Source organism: Microbaculum marinum (genome assembly GCF_037855135.1).
GTDB classification, from domain to species: Bacteria; Pseudomonadota; Alphaproteobacteria; order Rhizobiales; family Tepidamorphaceae; genus Microbaculum; species Microbaculum marinum.
This window is the reverse complement of the sequence record NZ_JAZHOF010000001.1, coordinates 1-17580: the sequence shown is the minus strand read 5'-3', so window position 1 is coordinate 17580 and position 17580 is coordinate 1. Positions and strand designations below refer to the sequence as shown.

Sequence of the window (17580 nt, the reverse complement as noted above, 5' to 3'; positions counted from 1 at the left end):
CCCGGCGAGCAGCGAGGGAGTCCGGATCAGGACCGATGGACCAGCGAACAGGTGAGGTGTCGGTCGCAACCCCCGCACTGAGGGTGCTGCTCATCCTCGCCCATCCGCGCGGCAGCGCCTCGCTTTGCGGCGCCATGCTGGACGCCTATTCGCGCGGCGCCCGGAAGGCGGGCTGCGAGGTCCGGGAACTGGAACTGGCCCGAACGCGATTCGACCGCGACGTGACGACGCCGTCGCCGCGCGACCAGGTTCTCGAGGCGGATCTCGTGGCGGCGAAGACAGCCATCGAATGGGCCGACCACATCGTCTTCGTCTATCCTACCTGGTGGGGCACCTATCCGGCCCTGCTGAAGGCGTTCCTCGACCGGATCCTCGTTCCGGGCTGGGCATTCGAGGACATTTCGGGCGGCACCGGCTTTGAAGGCCTGCTCGATGGCCGTACCGCCGAACTGATCACGACGATGGACACCCCCGGCCCGGTCTATTCGTTCCTCTACCGCGCGCCGGGACGCCATGCCATGGCGGCGGCAACGCTCGGCTTCTGCGGGATCGCGGTAACGCGGCACACCCGCTTCGGACCCGTAAAGGGCTCGACCGAGCAACAGCGCATCCGCTGGATCGACGAGGCGGAACGGCTCGGCGGACGGCTCGCGAACGGGCCGAGGAGCCGGCTGCAGCGATTGTGGCAGCACGTTCGGCCGTGGCTTTCCGCCCTGCGGCTGCAGTTCTACCCCATGACCTTCCTGGCGTTCTGGCTCGGCGCGTTGACCGCCGCCGCGGGAGGCGGCATCGATCCCGTCCGGTTCTGGCTCGGATATGCCGTCCTGTTCGCGATCGAGGCTGCGACGGTCTTTTCGAACGATCTGCTCGACGCCGGATCCGACAGCCGGAACCAGAATTGGGGGCCGTTCAACGGTGGCTCGCGCGTCCTGCAAGGGGGGATCCTGACCGCCGGATCATTGCTGCGCGGCGCGCGTCTCGCGCTCACGGTGGCGATCGGTCTCACGATCGTTCTGACGGCGACAGCGGCGCAGCCCGCCGTACTCGGCCTGTTCTTTGCGGCGAGCGCCTTGCTGGCCCTGGGCTACACGATGCCGCCGCTGCGCCTGTCCTACCGCACGCTTGGCGAGGTGGACGTCGCCGTCACCCACAGCTTCCTGGCAATACTCGCCGGTCATCTCTTCCAGAACGGGGCGATCGGCGATCCGGTGCCGTGGATACTGGGCGCGCCGCTTTTCCTGTCGATCCTTCCCTCGATCATTCTTTCCGGCGTTCCGGACCGCGATGCCGACATGGCGGTCGGCAAGCGCACGATCGCGGTGCGCTTCGGCATCCGCGGAGCCTTCGCCGTTTCGGCCGGACTGGCGCTGGCGGCGCTGATCGCCATGGTCGCCGTAGAAGCGCTCGTGCGGCCCGGGACCTACGGCTGGGTCGTGCCGGTGCTGGTCGCGGTTCACGGTTTGGTGCTGGCCCGCGAGTGCCGCAGGCAATGGCGCCGGCCCGCTGACGCGCGTCGCATCGACGTCACGATGATCGTGGCGCTGACCTACCTGATGTGGTTCTGCGTCGTGCCGCTGTGGACGGTGTCGGGCTGAAGGGCCGGTCCGGGTCCTACTCCGGCTTCTGCGCGGGCTTCCCGGCGCCGGGCGAGCGTCCGAAATCGGGCGCCTCGGTTTCCTGTCCGTACTCGATGATGCCGCGCCGGATCGCGCGGGTCCGGGTGAACAGGTCGAACAGCGCATCGCCGTCGCCCCAGCGAATGGCGCGCTGAAGCGCGGTCAGGTCCTCGGTGAAGCGGCCGAGCATCTCCAGCACCGCTTCGCGGTTGTTGAGAAACACGTCCCGCCACATGGTGGGATCCGAAGCGGCGATGCGCGTGAAGTCGCGGAATCCGCCGGCGGAGAACTTCATCACCTCCGAGTTGGTGACCTCTTCGAGCTCGGCGGCCGTGCCGACGATGTTGTAGGCGATCAGGTGCGGGACGTGGCTGGTGATCGCCAGCACCATGTCATGGTGGTCCGGCGTCATGATATCGGTGTTGGCGCCGCATGCGGTCCAGAAGCGCGTCACCAGGTCGACGGCCGTCTCGTCGGTGCCCTCCGGCGGCGTGATCAGGCACCAGCGGTTCCGGAACAGGTCGGCAAATCCCGCGTCGGGACCCGAATGCTCCGTGCCGGCGATCGGATGGGCCGGCACGAGCCGGACGCCCGGCGGAATATGCGGCGCCATCTGGGCGATCACCGAGGTCTTGGTGGAGCCGACGTCGGAGACGATGGCACCCGTCTTCAGTGCCGGCGCGATCGCTTCGGCAACCGCGCCGGAGGCGCCCACCGGAACGCAGACGATGACCAGATCGGCGTCGCGCACGGCATCGGCCGCATCCGTCGTGTAGCTGTCGCCGAGATCGAGCGACCTTGCCCGTTCGAGGGTTTCCGGCCGGCGCGTCTGCACTGCGACATGGCCGGCAAGGCCGTCCCGGCGGACGACCCTCGCGATTGAGGACCCGATCAGGCCGATGCCGATGAGCGCCAGCCGGTCGACGATCTTGTCAGCCATGCCACCTCGCCTCAGCCGGCGCCCATGAATTCGGTAAGGCTGTCGACGACGAGGCGGTTCACCTCCTTGCCGCCGATCGTCATGCGCAGGCAATTGGGCAGTCCGTATGCCTCGACACGGCGAAGGTAGACGCCACGTCTCTGCAGATGGACGTCGGCGTCGGCAGCCCGCTTTCCGTCGGCATCGGGAAAGCCGATCAGGATGAAGTTGCCGACGCTCGGCGTGACTTGCAGGCCGATCGCGGTCAGTTCCGCGCTCAGCCAGGGCAGCCAGGTCTCGTTGTGCGCAATCGCCCTGTCGACCAGCGCATCGTCGCCGATTGCCGCGACGCCGGCCATGATCGCCGGTGCGTTCACATTGAAGGGACCGCGCACCCGGTTGAGGATGTCGGCGACCGCCTCCGGGCAATAGGCCCAGCCGATCCTGAGGGCGGCAAGGCCGTGGATCTTCGAGAACGTGCGCGTCATCACGACGTTCTTGGAGTTGGCGACCAACTCGATGCCGGAACTGTAGTCGTTGCGCCTCACATACTCGGCGTAGGCCGCATCGATCACGAGGATCACGTTCGAGGACAGGCCGGCATGCAGCCGCAGGACCTGGTCGTACGGCAGGTAGGTGCCGGTCGGGTTGTTCGGGTTCGCGAGGAACACGATCCGGGTCCGGTCGGTGACCTTGGCCAGCAGCGCATCGACATCGGCGGTGAGGTCGGTTTCCGGGGCGGCGATCGGCGTGCCGCCCGCCGCCAGCGTGGCCAGCTTGTACATGAGGAAGCCGTGCTGGCTGTAGACGACCTCGTCGCCCGGCGCGAGATAGGCCGTGCACAACAGTCCGATGAGTTCGTCGGATCCTGCGCCGCAGACGATGCGGGAGGGGTCGAGGCCGTACTTCGCACCGATGGCCTCCCGAAGGGCGCCGGCGGAGCCGTCAGGGTAGAGGTCGAGATGCTCTGCGGCCGCCTTGTAGGCCTCGACCGCCTTGGGACTGGGCCCCAGCGGCGTCTCGTTCGACGACAGCTTGTAGACCTTGCCCTCATGGGCATGGCCGCTCGAGCCTGGAACGTAGGCCTTGATGTCGAGGATGGTGCGGCGCGGCTGCGGTCCGCCTGACTGTGTGCTCATGGTCTGTCTCGTCGGACTAGGATTCAGTCGGGCCAGCCCATCGGCTCGGCGAAGCTGCCGAGGCAGATCGCGTCCGGCGTGCCCTGGTGGAACTGCGCGGGTGCCTGTCGCGATACGAGGATCGCGCTGCGCGGCCCCCGGGAGGCGATCGCGCCGGGCAATTCCGCAAGGTCGGAAGCAGCCCCGGTGTCTGTCTCGATGGCGTAGGCGTAGATGTCCGTCAGACCGCTCACGTTGGCGGGGCCGACGACGAAGACCCGCGGGAAATCGAGGCGTTCGTCGAGGGGAAGGAAGGGAAGCGCCGCGATCACCTTGGCGCCGGTCACAATCGACCCGGTCGCGTGATCGCCCGAAACCGGCAACCCACCCCACCATCGTTCCTCCAGCGGATCGTCGAAGGCGACGACGGCGAGATCCTCCCCGGAGGCCGCCACCGCATCGACGGCAGCGCGACTCGACGGAGCATCGACCAGGTTCGACATGAACCCGAAGTAGAACCGCAGCATGTCGCGCATGCGCGCGGTTCCGGAGCCCGCCGCGTGGATGCTGAACGGCGCCTGCAGCTGGGTGAAGGTCCCGATGATCTCCCGCCAGATATGCTCGACGGTCGACAGCGGCAGCTGGCCGGAGTGGCGGCCCGCGATGCGGCGCATCATGTCGGCCTCGCGATCCGGCCGGAACGCGGCGCTGCGGGCGCCTACCTTCTTGGCCGCGATCAGCTGTTCGATCACCTGGCCGCGATGGATCAGCAGCTTGTGCATCTGCTCGTCTGCCGCGTCGATGTCGGCGCGCAGCGCCTCGAGGCTGGCCGCAGGGGCGGAACCTGGGGCTACGGGTGGGGTAGCGGGATCTGTCATCGCGGATGCTGGTCCGGGCGAGAGCTTTGCGGGTGTTCCTGTACCGGAGGAGACCGGTTTGTCGGGAGCTGACGACGGCCTTCCGGCCGGGCGCAGTCATACGGGAGGGACTTCGGGAAATCAAAGAAAACATTGGCGCCTCAGGGCCGTGGCCCGGCCCTGGCGGTGCGGGAGTCCAGCGTCTGCGGGGCGACGATCGGACAGCCCGCGAGCACATGAAAAAGCCCGGGCCGGAGCCCGGGCTGGATCTTGTGCGGCCAGTGCCGCGGTCCCGTGCTCCGGAGCAATCGCTCCCGAGCCGCTATTCCTGAGCGGTTTGCGGGGCCGGGGTCTGGTCGGGGGTACTGATCTGCGCGGTCTTGACCGGCGTGGACTTGGATGCCGTGTGCCCCGAATAGCACTCCGCGAAGGCGGAGCTGGAGGCGACGACCATGGCCAGTGCGCCGAGACCGGCGAGGAGCTTGCGGGTCATGCGAAATCTCCCCTTTCTGGAACGACGTCAGGATGAAGCGCCGTAGCTGAAAGGCTAGCACTCCCGGGCCTCTTGGCAAGTCTGGGCCGTCTCACGAACGCGTTACCGCATGTGCGAATGTCGTGCGGCCGGTCAGCCGGAACGGGCGCGGGGGTGAGCGTCCAGATAGGCGTCGAGCAGGCGACGCTCGTCGATTTCGGTATAGACCTGCGTGGTCGACAGGCTGGCGTGGCCGAGCAGTTCCTGGATGGCGCGGAGGTCGCCGCCGTTCATCAGCAGATGCGTGGCGAAGGAATGGCGCAGCGCGTGCGGCGTTGCACTGTCGGAGAGACCGAGAGCACCGCGCAGGTTCGCCATCCGCCTCTGGATGATGCGAGGATTGAGCGGTCCCCCGCGGGCGCCGACGAACAGCGCGCCGTCGGGCTCGGGCGCATGGGGACAGCTCGTCCGGTAAGCGTCGATCGCATCGGCGACTGCCGGCAGCAGCGGAACGATGCGGGTCTTGTTGCCCTTGCCGGTGATGCGCAGGGTCTGCGTGCCGCCTGCCTCGCGATTCGGCAGGTCCGCGGGCGTGAGGCCGAGCGCCTCGGAGATGCGCAGGCCGCACCCGTAGAGCAGCGAGAACACCGCCGCGTCGCGCGCTGCGATCCACGGCTCGTCGCCGGCCGGATCAATTTCGTCTGCGTCGGCGACCCTGAGCGCGGCCGCCGGCGTCAGCGGCTTGGGCAGGGCGTGGCGCTTCTTCGGTCCGCGCACCACCGTCAGCGCCGCGGTGCCGGCATGACCGGTTCTCTCCAGATGGCGGGCAAACGACCTGATCGCCGCCAGCGCCCGGGACAGCGAAGGCCCGGCCAGTCCCTCGCCGCGCCGGGCGGCGAGGTAGGCGCGGATGTCGGCCGGGCTCTGGCCGGTGAAGTCGGCAATCGTCGCGGGACCGCCCAGATGGTCGCGCAGGAAGGCCAGGAACTGGCGCAGGTCCCGGCCATAGGCTTCGACGGTCAGGTCGGCCAGGCGACGCTCGGTGGCAAGCCGCCTCAGCCAGTCGCCCGCCGCCGCGCGCAGGTCCGGCGCGGCCAGCAGCGGGCCGACCGGTTCGACCGTGGCCGAGCCGTCACTGAGGACGGACGGGGTGCGGGTCTTGCGCATGTCGGCGGGCATTGCGGTTCACTATCGCGTGCGGAACACATCGCCGATACTGGGCGGGGTTGGTTAACCCGCCGTTTCACGCGCGCGCCACCGGCGCTCCGTAGTGTTCGACCGTGGGCGACGGATCGTAGAACCGGTGCAGCAGCGCGCGCCAGCGCGGGTAGCGGTCGGAGCCCCGGAAACCCGGGTCATGCGCCTCGACGCTCGTCCACCTCACCAGCAGCAGATAGCGGTTGCCGGTCTCGATGCAGGGCAGGACCTCCATGCCCAGAAACCCCTCGCTGGCCGAGATCAGCGGCAACGCTTCGGCCATTGCGGCCTCGAAGGCCGCCGATAGGCCCGGCTTTATATTGAGGACTGCGTGTTCGAGAATCATGTCGCCACCTTCAGAACGCCGGATCCGCCAGGGTGTGGGCATGGTCGCGGATATCCGCCGGCCAGAAATCGACCATCTCGTCGAACCTGTCGCGATCGCCCGCGAACAGGGCGCGGGAGGCTTCCTCGAAATTCGGCAGGTCGCCGGCCATGGCGCTCATGAAGCGATAGCATGCCTCGCGGGCCGTGCGCTTTCGCTCCGGACCATCGCTGTCCTTGCGGGCCTTGTCGACGAGTTTGCGAAGCGCCACCGAAGCGCCACCGGGCTGGCCATTGAGCCAGGCCCAGTGCCGCGGCAGCAGCGTCACCTCGCGGCCGACGACACCGAGTTTCGGCCGCCCGGGCCTGCGCGGAGCGGCGGCCTCCGCGTTGGCTTCTTCTTCGGCGACGAGACGGCTGCGAACGTCATCGAGCGTGCCGCGGGTGTCGATTTCGATCGGCTGGCTGGTATCGGCATCGAAAACCAGGACCGGGGCCGTCCCGCTCCCGTCGGCAGCCCGCTTGACGGCCAGCGCGACGTCGGCAAGCGACCCGGCGGCGATACGACGGGTGCCCTCGAATGCGATGCAAGTGCGCGTGCCGGTCATGTCTGGCTTCCCTGCGGATCTGGTCCGCGAGGATTTACCCGGATAAAATACATCTGTCAATTATGCCCGGATAAAACCGGGCACGACCGCCGCTCAGAGGATCTTGTCCCCGGTCTTCTGCCAGTCGGCGAGGAATGCCTCGAGACCCTTGTCGGTCAGGGGATGGGAGACCAACTGGCGGATGATGCCGGGCGGAATCGTCGCCACGTCGGCGCCGGCAAGGGCGCAGAGCTTGACGTGATTGACCGTGCGGATCGAGGCGGCCAGCACCTCCGTGTCGAAGCCGAAATTGTCGTAGATCGCGCGGATTTCCTGGATCAGCTCGACCCCGTCGAGGCCGATATCGTCGAGCCGGCCGATGAAGGGCGAAATGAACGTGGCGCCGGCCTTGGCGGCCAGCAGCGCCTGATTGGCGGAGAAGCACAGGGTGACATTGACCTTGGTGCCGGCCTGGGTCAGCGACCGGCACGCCTTCAGCCCGTCCATGGTGAGCGGCACCTTGACCGTCACGTTGTCGGCGATCTCGGCGAGCGAGCGGCCTTCCGCAACCATGCCGTCGGCATCCGTCGCGGTGACTTCCGCCGACACAGGTCCCTCGACGATCGCGCAGATCTCCCGGACGATCTCGCGGAACGGACGGCCCGCCTTGGCAACCAGCGAGGGGTTGGTCGTGACCCCGTCGAGCAGGCCGGTTTCGGCGAGCGAGCGGATCTCGTTGATGTCGGCGGTGTCGACGAAGAACTTCATTGTTATCCCCAATATTTACTCGGGCGGCTGACGGGCGCCTTGTTTAGCGTAATTTGACGGCAATGACAGTCCCCCGATTCGAAGTATACCGGCCCAAACGGCTGGCCTCGTCCTTCGAGACGCGCCATTCGGCGCTCCTCAGGATGAGGCCTGCCAGTCGTCCAAGGCCTCATGGTGAGGAGGGCGGCGTAGCCGCACGTCTCGAACCACGAGGCCGGCGATTGTCGCAATGAACACCGTCTCCGTCCTGCTGCCCGTCGCCGTCGACCGCGCCTACACCTATTCGGTCCCGGACGGCATGGAGCTCGCCCCCGGCGACGTCGTAGTGGTGCCGCTCGGGCCGCGCAACATGCTCGGCGTTGTCTGGGACGGCCAGCCCGACGACGTGCCGCAGGACAAGCTGCGGCCGGTGGAGGCGAAGCTGGACGGCGCGATCGGCGCAGACATGCGGCGTTTCGTCGACTGGATCGCCGACTATACGCTGAGCGTGCCTGGCACCGTATTGCGCATGGTGCTGCGGGTGCCGGAGGCATTCGGGCCGGAAAGGCCGGTATCGGCCGTGCGGCTCGCCGGCCCGCCGCCCGAGCGAATGACGTCCGCGCGTGCCCGGGTTCTCGATGTCGTCGGCGACGGCCTGTCGTGGAACAGGTCTGCGCTGGCGCAGGCCGCGGGCGTCGGCACGTCGGTCATCAACGGCCTCGTCGACGCCGGCACCCTCGAGATCGTCTGGCTTCCCGCCGCGCCGGTCGTCCCGGCGCCCGATCCCGGCTTCGCCCCGCCGGTGCTGAGCTTAGATCAGGCCGCGGCCGCGGCGAGACTTCGCGAATCTGTCGCGGCCGACACCTTCTCGGTCACCCTGATCGAGGGCGTCACCGGCGCCGGCAAGACCGAGGTCTATTTCGAGGCTGTCGCCGAGGCGCTCGGCCGCGGCCGGCAGGTCCTGGTGCTGGTCCCGGAAATCTCGCTGACCACCCAGTTTCTCGACCGGTTCGAGGCACGCTTCGGCGCCCGGCCGGCGGAATGGCATTCCGGTATCACGTCGCGGCTGCGCGAACGGACCTGGCGGGGAGTCGCAAACGGCGACATCCGTGCTGTCGCGGGCGCCCGCTCCGCCCTGTTCCTGCCCTTTGCCGAACCGGGCCTGATCGTCGTCGACGAGGAGCACGACCCCGCCTACAAGCAGGAGGACGGCGTCATCTACTCGGCCCGCGACATGGCCGTGGTGCGCGGCATGATCGGCGCCTTTCCGGTCATGCTGTCGTCCGCGACCCCGTCGATCGAGAGCCGCGCCAATGCCGAGCGCGGGCGCTATGCCCATGTCGTCCTGCCCGACCGTTTCGGCGGCAGCCTGCCGGACATCAAGGCGATCGACATGCGCGTCGACGGACCGGAACGCGGACGCTTCCTCAGCCCCGTCCTGATCAAGGCGGTGGAGGAGACGATCGCCGGCGGCGAGCAGGCTCTCCTGTTCCTGAACCGGCGCGGCTACGCGCCCTTGACCCTCTGCCGGCGCTGCGGTTTCCGGTTCGAGTGCCCGAACTGCTCGGCCTGGCTGGTCGAGCACCGGTTCCGGCGCGAGCTTTGCTGCCATCACTGCGGCCATACGATCCGCCGCCCGGACAGGTGCCCGAACTGCGATGCGGAGGACTCGCTCGTGCCGTGCGGGCCGGGGGTGGAGCGAATCGCCGAGGAAGCGGCGGCGACCTTTGCCGACGCCCGCATCCTGATGCTGTCGAGCGATCTGGTCGGCTCGATCGCCGAGCTGAGGAACCGCTTCGCCATGGTCGAGCGCGGCGAGGTCGACCTCGTCATCGGCACGCAGCTGGTCGCCAAGGGGCACAACTTCCCGCACCTGGCGCTGGTCGGGGTGATCGACGCCGATATCGGGCTGGCCACCGCCGATCCGCGCGCCGCGGAGCGAACCTTCCAGCTCCTTCAACAGGTTACCGGCCGCGCGGGGCGGCATCGCGACGGCGGCCGGGGGCTGATCCAGACCTTCGATCCCGACCATCCGGTGATGCGGGCGATCGTCTCGGGCGACCGCGAGGCCTTCTACGCGCGCGAGATGGAGCAGCGCGAGCGGCAGAGGCTGCCGCCGTTCGGCCGGCTGGCGGCGATCGTGGTGTCGGGCCGCAACCAGCAGGAGGCGGTCGGCCATTCCCGGGCGCTGGCCCGCGTGGTTCCGGCAGCCGAGGGGGTGCGCGTGCTGGGCCCCGCCGAAGCGCCGCTGGCGGTGGTGCGCGGGCGGCATCGCTACCGGTTCCTGGTGCAGACCTCGCGCGCCTTCGAGCTGCAGTCCTGGCTCCGGCAATGGCTTGCCGCGGCACCGAAACCGCGCGGCGGCGTGCGTGTCTCCGTCGACGTCGACCCGGTCAGCTTCCTGTAGCGCGGCGGTGTCACGGCCGTGCCAGGACAGCGTCGTCGCCGTGCCGTCGGTGTGCCGAGACCCTGCCGTCGCCGCGCCATCGCTGTGCAGTGCACAATCGCCCGGCGCGGGGCCTTACAGCAGCGGCCGTCGCGTCACCCCGGGATAGTCCGAAAGGCTGCCCCCAAAGAGTGCCGGGGCGTGTTGCAAGGGTGGGGTGAGTGTGCTAGCGAAACGCCGGCTTCAGGGGGGCGAGGATCGGACGGATCCGCGGACGGTCTCCCTTGGACCGCTTGAGAGCTTCATCTTACGGCCTGTGGCGGCATGTTGGCGCCGCCAGGCTGGCCGAATTCAGAGAGCACGCCGCGTGAGCGCAGAAGACACGATCGTATCAGGTGTCGCGGGCCGTTACGCCACGGCCCTGTTCGAACTGGCAGAGGACGCAGGCGCGATCGACCGGATCGCCGGCGAACTCGACCAGCTCGACGGGATGATCGCCGAGAGCGAGGACCTGACGCGCCTGCTCCGCAGCCCGGTCTTCTCCGCCGAGGAGCAGGAACGCGCGATGGGCGCGATCCTGGAAAAGGCGGGCATCACCGGCGTCACCGAGAACTTCGTCAGGCTGGTGGCCAAGAACCGCCGGCTGTTCGCGCTGCCCGGCATGATCGAGGGCTACCGCGTGCTGGTCGCCCGGCACCGCGGCGAGGTCTCCGCCCACGTCACCTCGGCGCACGAGCTCAGCGACGAAGAGGTCAAGGACCTCACCGCGGCGCTCACCTCCTCGCTCGGCAAGGAGGTGCAGCTCGACAGGAAGGTGGATGCGAGCCTGCTCGGCGGACTGATCGTCCGGGTCGGCAGCCGCATGATCGACACCTCGCTTCGCACCAAACTCAACAGTCTCAAAATCGCTATGAAAGAGGTCGGCTGATGGACATTCGGGCCGCTGAAATCTCCTCGATCCTGAAGGAGCAGATCAAGAATTTCGGCAAGGAGGCCGAGGTCACCGAAGTCGGCCAGGTGCTGTCGGTGGGCGACGGCATCGCGCGCGTCTACGGGCTGGACAAGGTCCAGGCCGGCGAGATGGTCGAGTTCCCGAACGGCATCCGCGGCATGGCGCTGAACCTGGAAAGCGACAATGTCGGCGTCGTGATCTTCGGCTCCGACCGCGAGATCAAGGAAGGCGACACCGTCAAGCGGACCGGCGCCATCGTCGAGGTCCCCGTCGGCAAGGAACTGCTCGGCCGCGTCGTCGACGCGCTGGGCAATCCGATCGACGGCAAGGGCCCGATCAAGTCCAAGGAAATGCGCCGCGTCGACGTCAAGGCGCCGGGCATCATCCCGCGCCAGTCGGTGCACGAGCCGATGGCGACCGGCCTCAAGGCCGTCGACGCGCTGATCCCGATCGGCCGCGGCCAGCGCGAGCTGATCATCGGCGACCGCCAGACCGGCAAGACCGCCATCATCCTCGACACCTTCCTGAACCAGAAGCCGATCAACGAGACGGGCAGCGAGAGCGAGAAGCTCTACTGCGTCTACGTCGCCGTCGGCCAGAAGCGCTCCACCGTCGCCCAGTTCGTCAAGGTGCTCGAGGAGCGCGGCGCGCTCGACTACTCAATCGTCATCGCGGCCACCGCGTCGGACCCCGCGCCGATGCAGTACCTGGCGCCGTTCTCCGGCTGCGCGATGGGCGAGTACTTCCGCGACAACGGCATGCACGCCGTGATCGCCTATGACGACCTGTCCAAGCAGGCCGTCGCCTACCGCCAGATGTCGCTGCTGCTGCGCCGTCCGCCGGGACGCGAGGCCTATCCGGGCGACGTCTTCTACCTGCATTCGCGCCTGCTCGAGCGCGCCGCCAAGATGAACGCGGAGAACGGCTCGGGCTCGCTCACGGCGCTGCCGGTCATCGAGACCCAGGCCAACGACGTGTCGGCCTACATCCCGACCAACGTGATCTCGATCACCGACGGCCAGATCTTCCTGGAAACCGACCTGTTCTACCAGGGCGTCCGCCCGGCGCTGAACGTCGGCCTGTCGGTCTCCCGCGTCGGCTCCTCGGCCCAGATCAAGGCGATGAAGCAGGTCGCCGGCAAGATCAAGGGCGAGCTGGCGCAGTACCGCGAGATGGCGGCCTTCGCGCAGTTCGGCTCCGACCTCGACGCCACCACGCAGCGCCTGCTCAACCGCGGCGCCCGCCTCACCGAGCTCCTGAAGCAGCCGCAGTTCTCGCCGCTGAAGGTCGAGGAGCAGGTCGTCGTGATCTATGCCGGCGTGAACGGCTACCTCGACAACCACCCGGTCAGCGCGGTGCGCAAGTTCGAGGAGGACCTGCTGCGGCACATCCGCGACAAGGCGCCGGAGATTCTCGAGTCTATCCGCACGGAGAAGGCGATCTCCGAGAAGACGGAGCAGGACCTCGAGAAGACCGTGTCCGAGTTCTCCAAGGCCTTCGCGGCCTGATCGCCACCGACTGACGCGCTTACCGGAGCCGCAATAGATGGCGAGCCTCAAGGACCTCAGGAACCGCATCGCCTCGGTCAAGGCGACGCAGAAGATCACCAAGGCCATGCAGATGGTGGCCGCGGCGAAGCTGCGTCGCGCGCAGACCGCGGCGGAAGCGGCGCGGCCCTATGCCGAGCGCATGGAGCAGGTGCTGGCCGGCCTCGCCGGCTCGCTGCGCGGCGCCGAGGACGCCTCCCCGCTGATGGTCGGCACCGGCCGGGACGACGTCCACCTTCTGGTGGTGTGCACGTCCGAGCGCGGCCTGTGCGGCGGCTTCAACTCGCAGATCGTTCGCCTGGTGCGCGAGCGGGTGACGCGGCTGCAGGCGGACGGCAAGACCGTCAAGATCCTCTGCGTCGGCCGCAAGGGCTACGACCAGCTGCGCCGCATCTACGGCAGCCTGATCATCGACACGATCACGCTGCGCGACGTCAAGCAGGTCGGGTTCGTCAACGCCCAGGCGATCGGCGAGCGCATCCTCGCCCTGTTCGCCGCGGGCGAGTTCGACGTCTGCACGCTGTTCTATTCGGAATTCCGCTCGGTGATCAGCCAGGTCCCGACCGGCCAGCAGCTCATCCCCGCCCACATTCCCGAGGTCGAGGAAGACATCGCCGCCGGCGTGCTGGCGACCTACGAGTTCGAGCCGGAGGAAGGCGAGATCCTCGCCGACCTGCTGCCGCGCAACATCATGGTGCAGATCTTCCGCGCGCTGCTGGAGAACGCCGCCTCCGAACAGGGCGCGCGGATGAGCGCGATGGACAACGCCACGCGCAACGCCGGCGAAATGATCGACAAGCTGACGCTCGACTACAACCGCACGCGTCAGGCGCAGATCACCAAGGAACTGATCGAAATCATCTCGGGCGCCGAGGCGCTCTGACCATAGCGAAGACAGGGTAGACATCCGATGGCACGCAAACCCGCCACGTCCAAGAACAAGAACGTCGGCCAGATCACCCAGGTGACGGGCGCCGTCGTCGACGTCCATTTCGAGGACAAGCTCCCCGAAATCCTGAACGCGCTGGAGACCGACAACAACGGCACGCGGCTGGTTCTCGAGGTTGCGCAGCACCTCGGCGAGAACACCGTGCGCACGGTCGCCATGGACGCCACAGAGGGCCTGACCCGCGGCCAGGACGTCACCGACACCGGCGAGCCGATCGAGGTTCCCGTCGGCGAGGAGACGCTCGGCCGCATCATGAACGTGATCGGCGAGCCGGTCGACGAGGAAGGCCCGATCAAGACCAAGCAGCACCGCCCGATCCACGCCCCGGCGCCGGAATACGTCGACCAGTCGACGGAAGCCGAGATCCTGGTCACGGGCATCAAGGTCGTCGACCTCCTGGCCCCGTATGCGAAGGGCGGCAAGATCGGCCTGTTCGGCGGCGCCGGCGTCGGCAAGACGGTGCTGATCCAGGAACTGATCAACAACATCGCCAAGGCGCACGGCGGCTACTCGGTGTTCGCCGGCGTCGGCGAGCGGACCCGCGAGGGCAACGACCTCTATCACGAGATGATCGAGTCCGGCGTGAACAAGAAGGGCGGCGGCGAAGGCTCCAAGTGCGCGCTGGTCTACGGCCAGATGAACGAGCCGCCCGGCGCCCGCGCCCGCGTCGCCCTGTCGGGCCTCACCGTCGCCGAGTACTTCCGCGACCAGGGCCAGGACGTGCTGTTCTTCGTCGACAACATCTTCCGCTTCACGCAGGCCGGCTCGGAGCTGTCGGCGCTGCTCGGCCGCATTCCCTCGGCGGTGGGCTACCAGCCGACCCTGTCCACCGACATGGGCGCCCTGCAGGAGCGCATCACCACCACCACCAAGGGCTCGATCACCTCGGTGCAGGCGATCTACGTGCCGGCCGACGACCTGACCGACCCGGCGCCGGCGACCTCGTTCGCCCATCTGGACGCCACCACGACGCTGTCGCGGTCGATCGCCGAAAAGGGCATCTACCCGGCCGTCGATCCGCTCGATTCCACCTCGCGCATGCTCGACCCGAACATCATCGGCGAGGAGCACTACGAGACCGCCCGCCGCGTGCAGGAGGTGCTGCAGCGCTACAAGTCGCTGCAGGACATCATCGCGATCCTGGGCATGGACGAGCTCTCGGAAGAGGACAAGCTGGTGGTGGCGCGCGCCCGCAAGATCGAGCGCTTCCTGTCGCAGCCGTTCTTCGTGGCCGAGGTGTTCACCGGCTCGCCGGGCGTGCTCGTCGACCTCGCCGACACGATCAAGGGCTTCAAGGCGCTCTGCGACGGCGACTACGACCACCTGCCGGAAGCCGCCTTCTACATGGTCGGCACGATCGAAGCCGCCGTCGAGAAGGCGCAGCGCCTGGCGGCGGAAGCGGCCTAAGGGATCGAACGGGGACTTAGGGGCATCATGGCCGACACCTTCCAATTCGAGCTGGTCTCGCCCGAGCGGCTGCTGATATCCGAGGAGGTCACGCAGGTCGACGTGCCGGGCGCCGAGGGCGATTTCGGCGTCCTGGCGAACCACGCGCCGGCGATCTCGACGCTGAGGGCCGGCGTCCTGATGGTGCGCGGCGAGAGCGGCGCCGACCGCCACGTGTTCGTGCGCGGCGGCTTCGCCGAGGTGCGGCCGGACCTGCTGACCGTGCTGGCCGAGCAGGCGATCCCGCTCGAGGACATCGACGAGGCGGTGCTTGCCCAGGAGGTCAAGAACGCCGAGGAGGACGTCGCCGATGCCAAGGACGACGTCACCCGACTGAAGGCCGAACTGCACCTTGCCCGGCTGAACGAGGTATTCGCCGCGCTGCGGTCGGCCGGCCACGCCTGACCGGCGGCCGGGTCCGACGTCCGAGATGCAGACGGCAGGCGGGTTCAGCGGCGAGGCCTGGGACCGCAACGCGGCTCTCTACGAGAAGATCCGGACGCTGCCGTTCAACGCGGAACTGGCGGCGGGGACGCTGAGCCGGGACCGCTTCCAGCACTACATCGTCCAGGACGGACACTACCTGATGGCGTTCGCGCGGGCGCTGGCGCTGGCCGCGGCGAAGGCCGGCGACGCGGAGGGGCTGATCCAGTTCTCCGAGGCAGCCCACGGCGCCATCGTCGTCGAGCGCAGCCTGCACGGCGGCTATCTCGACCAGTTCGGCATCGCCACCGACGTGTTCGAGCAGATCCCGCTGTCGCCGGCCTGCCACCACTACACCAGCTTCCTGATGGCGACGGCCTATGCCGAGCCCTACCCTGTGGTGCTGGCGGCGCTGCTGCCGTGCTTCTGGGTCTATGCGGAAGTCGGCAAGGACATCCACGGCCGCGCCGCGCCCGACAATCCCTACCAGGCCTGGATCGACACCTATGCCGGCGAGGACTTCCACGCCTCGGTGGCCGCGGCGATCCGCACCACCGACCGGGCGGCGGCCGGCGTCGATCCGGCGACCCGCGAGGCGATGCACCGCGCCTACACGCGGGCGACCCAGCTCGAATGGATGTTCTGGGATTCGGCGTACAAACTGGAGGACTGGCCGGTCTGAGTTGCGGACGCTGCCGGCGCGACGTCTGCAATCCCTTCCGGCCGCTCAGGCACGGCGTCAGCGACCCCCTCTCCCCTGCGGGAAGAGGTCGCGAGCGCAGTGAGCGGGTGAGGAGGATTTGGCCTCTCCGCATCAATCGGTGCCCAAAGCTTGCGCCGGAGCCCCTCACCCGGCGCTTCGCGCCGACCTCTCCCCATGGGAGAGGTGGAGTGCGTGACAACCGACCGGGTGTCGCGGCACCGCCCGCGGATTCCGCCTGGAGCACGTCCGCCGGACTCGATCGCTCCCTCCCCCTTTGCGGAAGCGTCTGCGTCCACCTCTCCCCGGCGGGGAGAGGTCGCGAGCGCAGCGAGCGGGTGAGGGGACGCCGGGGGATACGGCCCGCCCCGGAGCCCCTCACCCGGCATCTGCGATGCCGACCTCTCCCCATGGGAGAGGTGGGCGTGCCTGGCCGCCGAATGGGTGTCGGCACGCGGACTCGGAGCAAGCCGCCCCACCCCACCCCCGACCCCTCCCCATCAAGGGGATGGGGGCATCGGGGCGCGCACGCCGCATTCCGACAACATCGGGCGGACGGGATGAGCACGCCGCCTCGCGTCGATAGTGGGCCCCGGTAACCCTGGCAAAGCGTCTGCGGCCACCTCTCCCCGGCGGGGAGAGGTCGCGAGCGCAGCGAGCGGGTGAGGGGGCGCCGGGGGATGCGGCTCACGCTGTTACCCCTCACCCGGCGCTTCGCGCCGACCTCTCCCCATGGGAGAGGTGGGCGTGTGTGGCGACCGACCGGGTGTCGCGGCACCGCCCGCGGATTCCGCCTGGAGCACGTCCGCCGGACTCGATCGCTGCCTCCCCCATTGCAGAAGCGTCTGCGGCCACCTCTCCCCGGCGGGAGGGGCGGGCGTGCGCGGCCGCCGACCTGGTGTCGGCACGCGGACTCGGAGCAAGCCGCCCCACCCCACCCCCGACCCCTCCCCATCAAGGGGAGGGGGGCATCGGGGCGCGTACACCGCATTCCGACAACATCGCGCGAACGGGATGAGCACCGCGCCTCGCGGCGATAGTGGGCCCCGGTAGTCCTGGCAAAGCATCTGCGGCCACCTCTCCCCATGGGAGAGGTGGGCGTGTGTGGCCGTCGACCGGGCGCCGGCACGCGGACTCGGAGCAAGCCGCCCCACCCCACCCCGACCCCTCCCCATCAAGGGGAGGGGGGCATCGGGGCGCGCACGCCGCATTGCGAAAACATCGGGCGGACGGGATGAGCACGCCGCCTCGCGTCGATATTGGCCGGTAACCCTGGCAAAGCGTCTGCGGCCACCTCTCCCCGGCGGGGAGAGGTCGCGAGCGCAGCGAGCGGGTGAGGG

At 68.6% G+C, this 17580-nt stretch carries 16 protein-coding genes; 8 read left to right on the top strand and 8 right to left on the bottom strand.

Annotated elements, in window-relative coordinates:
* Window positions 1–35 precede the first annotated feature (35 nt).
* Window positions 36–1595: an NAD(P)H-dependent oxidoreductase gene (locus tag V3328_RS00080; protein WP_340327594.1), complete on the top strand. Its 1560-nt coding sequence runs from the start codon at window positions 36–38 to the stop codon at window positions 1593–1595.
* A 16-nt stretch (window positions 1596–1611) separates the two neighbouring features.
* On the opposite strand, the gene V3328_RS00075 is transcribed toward V3328_RS00080, so the two are convergent.
* From V3328_RS00075 to fsa, 8 genes are all read right to left on the bottom strand, one after another.
* Window positions 1612–2556, bottom strand: coding sequence for a prephenate/arogenate dehydrogenase family protein (locus tag V3328_RS00075; RefSeq protein WP_340327593.1), 945 nt, complete (start codon window positions 2554–2556; stop codon window positions 1612–1614).
* Window positions 2557–2567: 11 nt separating this feature from the next.
* Entirely contained in the window at window positions 2568–3674 is a 1107-nt protein-coding gene (gene hisC / locus V3328_RS00070) for a histidinol-phosphate transaminase (protein ID WP_340327592.1), read from the bottom strand.
* Between the two features lie 23 nt (window positions 3675–3697).
* Window positions 3698–4531 (bottom strand): chorismate mutase, encoded by an 834-nt coding sequence (locus V3328_RS00065; RefSeq protein WP_340327591.1) that lies wholly within the window; start codon window positions 4529–4531, stop codon window positions 3698–3700.
* Between the two features lie 301 nt (window positions 4532–4832).
* A complete protein-coding gene (locus V3328_RS00060; protein WP_340327590.1) occupies window positions 4833–5003 on the bottom strand; it encodes a hypothetical protein in 171 nt (56 codons plus the stop codon).
* 132 nt (window positions 5004–5135) lie between these two features.
* The gene (locus V3328_RS00055) at window positions 5136–6161 is read right to left on the bottom strand and encodes a tyrosine recombinase XerC (RefSeq protein WP_340327589.1); all 1026 of its coding nucleotides are present in this window, start codon (window positions 6159–6161) and stop codon (window positions 5136–5138) included.
* Window positions 6162–6225: 64 nt separating this feature from the next.
* Window positions 6226–6525, bottom strand: coding sequence for an antibiotic biosynthesis monooxygenase family protein (locus V3328_RS00050; RefSeq protein ID WP_340327588.1), 300 nt, complete (start codon window positions 6523–6525; stop codon window positions 6226–6228).
* Between the two features lie 10 nt (window positions 6526–6535).
* Entirely contained in the window at window positions 6536–7111 is a 576-nt protein-coding gene (locus V3328_RS00045) for a DUF2239 family protein (RefSeq protein WP_340327587.1), read from the bottom strand.
* A 93-nt stretch (window positions 7112–7204) separates the two neighbouring features.
* A complete protein-coding gene (gene fsa, locus V3328_RS00040; protein WP_340327586.1) occupies window positions 7205–7858 on the bottom strand; it encodes a fructose-6-phosphate aldolase in 654 nt (217 codons plus the stop codon).
* Window positions 7859–8087: 229 nt separating this feature from the next.
* On the opposite strand from fsa, the gene V3328_RS00035 reads away from it, so the two are divergent.
* The 7 genes from V3328_RS00035 to tenA all read left to right on the top strand — a co-directional run bounded on the left by V3328_RS00035 (window position 8088) and on the right by tenA (window position 16222).
* Window positions 8088–10244: a primosomal protein N' gene (locus tag V3328_RS00035; RefSeq protein ID WP_340327585.1), complete on the top strand. Its 2157-nt coding sequence runs from the start codon at window positions 8088–8090 to the stop codon at window positions 10242–10244.
* A gap of 346 nt (window positions 10245–10590) precedes the next feature.
* Window positions 10591–11151, top strand: coding sequence for a F0F1 ATP synthase subunit delta (locus tag V3328_RS00030; RefSeq protein ID WP_340327584.1), 561 nt, complete (start codon window positions 10591–10593; stop codon window positions 11149–11151).
* Entirely contained in the window at window positions 11151–12683 is a 1533-nt protein-coding gene (gene atpA / locus V3328_RS00025; RefSeq protein ID WP_340327583.1) for a F0F1 ATP synthase subunit alpha, read from the top strand. The genes V3328_RS00030 and atpA overlap by 1 nt, the downstream gene beginning before the upstream one ends.
* Before the next feature lie 37 nt (window positions 12684–12720).
* Window positions 12721–13605: a F0F1 ATP synthase subunit gamma gene (locus tag V3328_RS00020; RefSeq protein WP_340327582.1), complete on the top strand. Its 885-nt coding sequence runs from the start codon at window positions 12721–12723 to the stop codon at window positions 13603–13605.
* A 27-nt stretch (window positions 13606–13632) separates the two neighbouring features.
* Entirely contained in the window at window positions 13633–15078 is a 1446-nt protein-coding gene (atpD, locus tag V3328_RS00015) for a F0F1 ATP synthase subunit beta (RefSeq protein ID WP_340327581.1), read from the top strand.
* A 27-nt stretch (window positions 15079–15105) separates the two neighbouring features.
* Window positions 15106–15522, top strand: coding sequence for a F0F1 ATP synthase subunit epsilon (locus tag V3328_RS00010; RefSeq protein ID WP_340327580.1), 417 nt, complete (start codon window positions 15106–15108; stop codon window positions 15520–15522).
* A 25-nt stretch (window positions 15523–15547) separates the two neighbouring features.
* Entirely contained in the window at window positions 15548–16222 is a 675-nt protein-coding gene (tenA, locus tag V3328_RS00005) for a thiaminase II (protein ID WP_340327578.1), read from the top strand.
* The last annotated feature ends 1358 nt before the right edge of the window (window positions 16223–17580 follow it).

What these genes read in the sequence shown, in the direction of transcription:
- V3328_RS00050 (WP_340327588.1), bottom strand. Translation starts at nt 6,525, where the DNA reads ATGATTCTCGAACACGCAGTCCTCAATATAAAGCCGGGCCTATCGGCG.
- V3328_RS00065 (WP_340327591.1), bottom strand. Translation starts at nt 4,531, where the DNA reads ATGACAGATCCCGCTACCCCACCCGTAGCCCCAGGTTCCGCCCCTGCG.
- V3328_RS00045 (WP_340327587.1), bottom strand. Translation starts at nt 7,111, where the DNA reads ATGACCGGCACGCGCACTTGCATCGCATTCGAGGGCACCCGTCGTATC.
- atpA (WP_340327583.1), top strand. Translation starts at nt 11,151, where the DNA reads ATGGACATTCGGGCCGCTGAAATCTCCTCGATCCTGAAGGAGCAGATC.
- V3328_RS00010 (WP_340327580.1), top strand. Translation starts at nt 15,106, where the DNA reads ATGGCCGACACCTTCCAATTCGAGCTGGTCTCGCCCGAGCGGCTGCTG.
- V3328_RS00055 (WP_340327589.1), bottom strand. Translation starts at nt 6,161, where the DNA reads ATGCCCGCCGACATGCGCAAGACCCGCACCCCGTCCGTCCTCAGTGAC.
- hisC (WP_340327592.1), bottom strand. Translation starts at nt 3,674, where the DNA reads ATGAGCACACAGTCAGGCGGACCGCAGCCGCGCCGCACCATCCTCGAC.
- V3328_RS00075 (WP_340327593.1), bottom strand. Translation starts at nt 2,556, where the DNA reads ATGGCTGACAAGATCGTCGACCGGCTGGCGCTCATCGGCATCGGCCTG.
- V3328_RS00020 (WP_340327582.1), top strand. Translation starts at nt 12,721, where the DNA reads ATGGCGAGCCTCAAGGACCTCAGGAACCGCATCGCCTCGGTCAAGGCG.
- fsa (WP_340327586.1), bottom strand. Translation starts at nt 7,858, where the DNA reads ATGAAGTTCTTCGTCGACACCGCCGACATCAACGAGATCCGCTCGCTC.
- V3328_RS00080 (WP_340327594.1), top strand. Translation starts at nt 36, where the DNA reads ATGGACCAGCGAACAGGTGAGGTGTCGGTCGCAACCCCCGCACTGAGG.
- V3328_RS00060 (WP_340327590.1), bottom strand. Translation starts at nt 5,003, where the DNA reads ATGACCCGCAAGCTCCTCGCCGGTCTCGGCGCACTGGCCATGGTCGTC.
- V3328_RS00035 (WP_340327585.1), top strand. Translation starts at nt 8,088, where the DNA reads ATGAACACCGTCTCCGTCCTGCTGCCCGTCGCCGTCGACCGCGCCTAC.
- atpD (WP_340327581.1), top strand. Translation starts at nt 13,633, where the DNA reads ATGGCACGCAAACCCGCCACGTCCAAGAACAAGAACGTCGGCCAGATC.
- tenA (WP_340327578.1), top strand. Translation starts at nt 15,548, where the DNA reads ATGCAGACGGCAGGCGGGTTCAGCGGCGAGGCCTGGGACCGCAACGCG.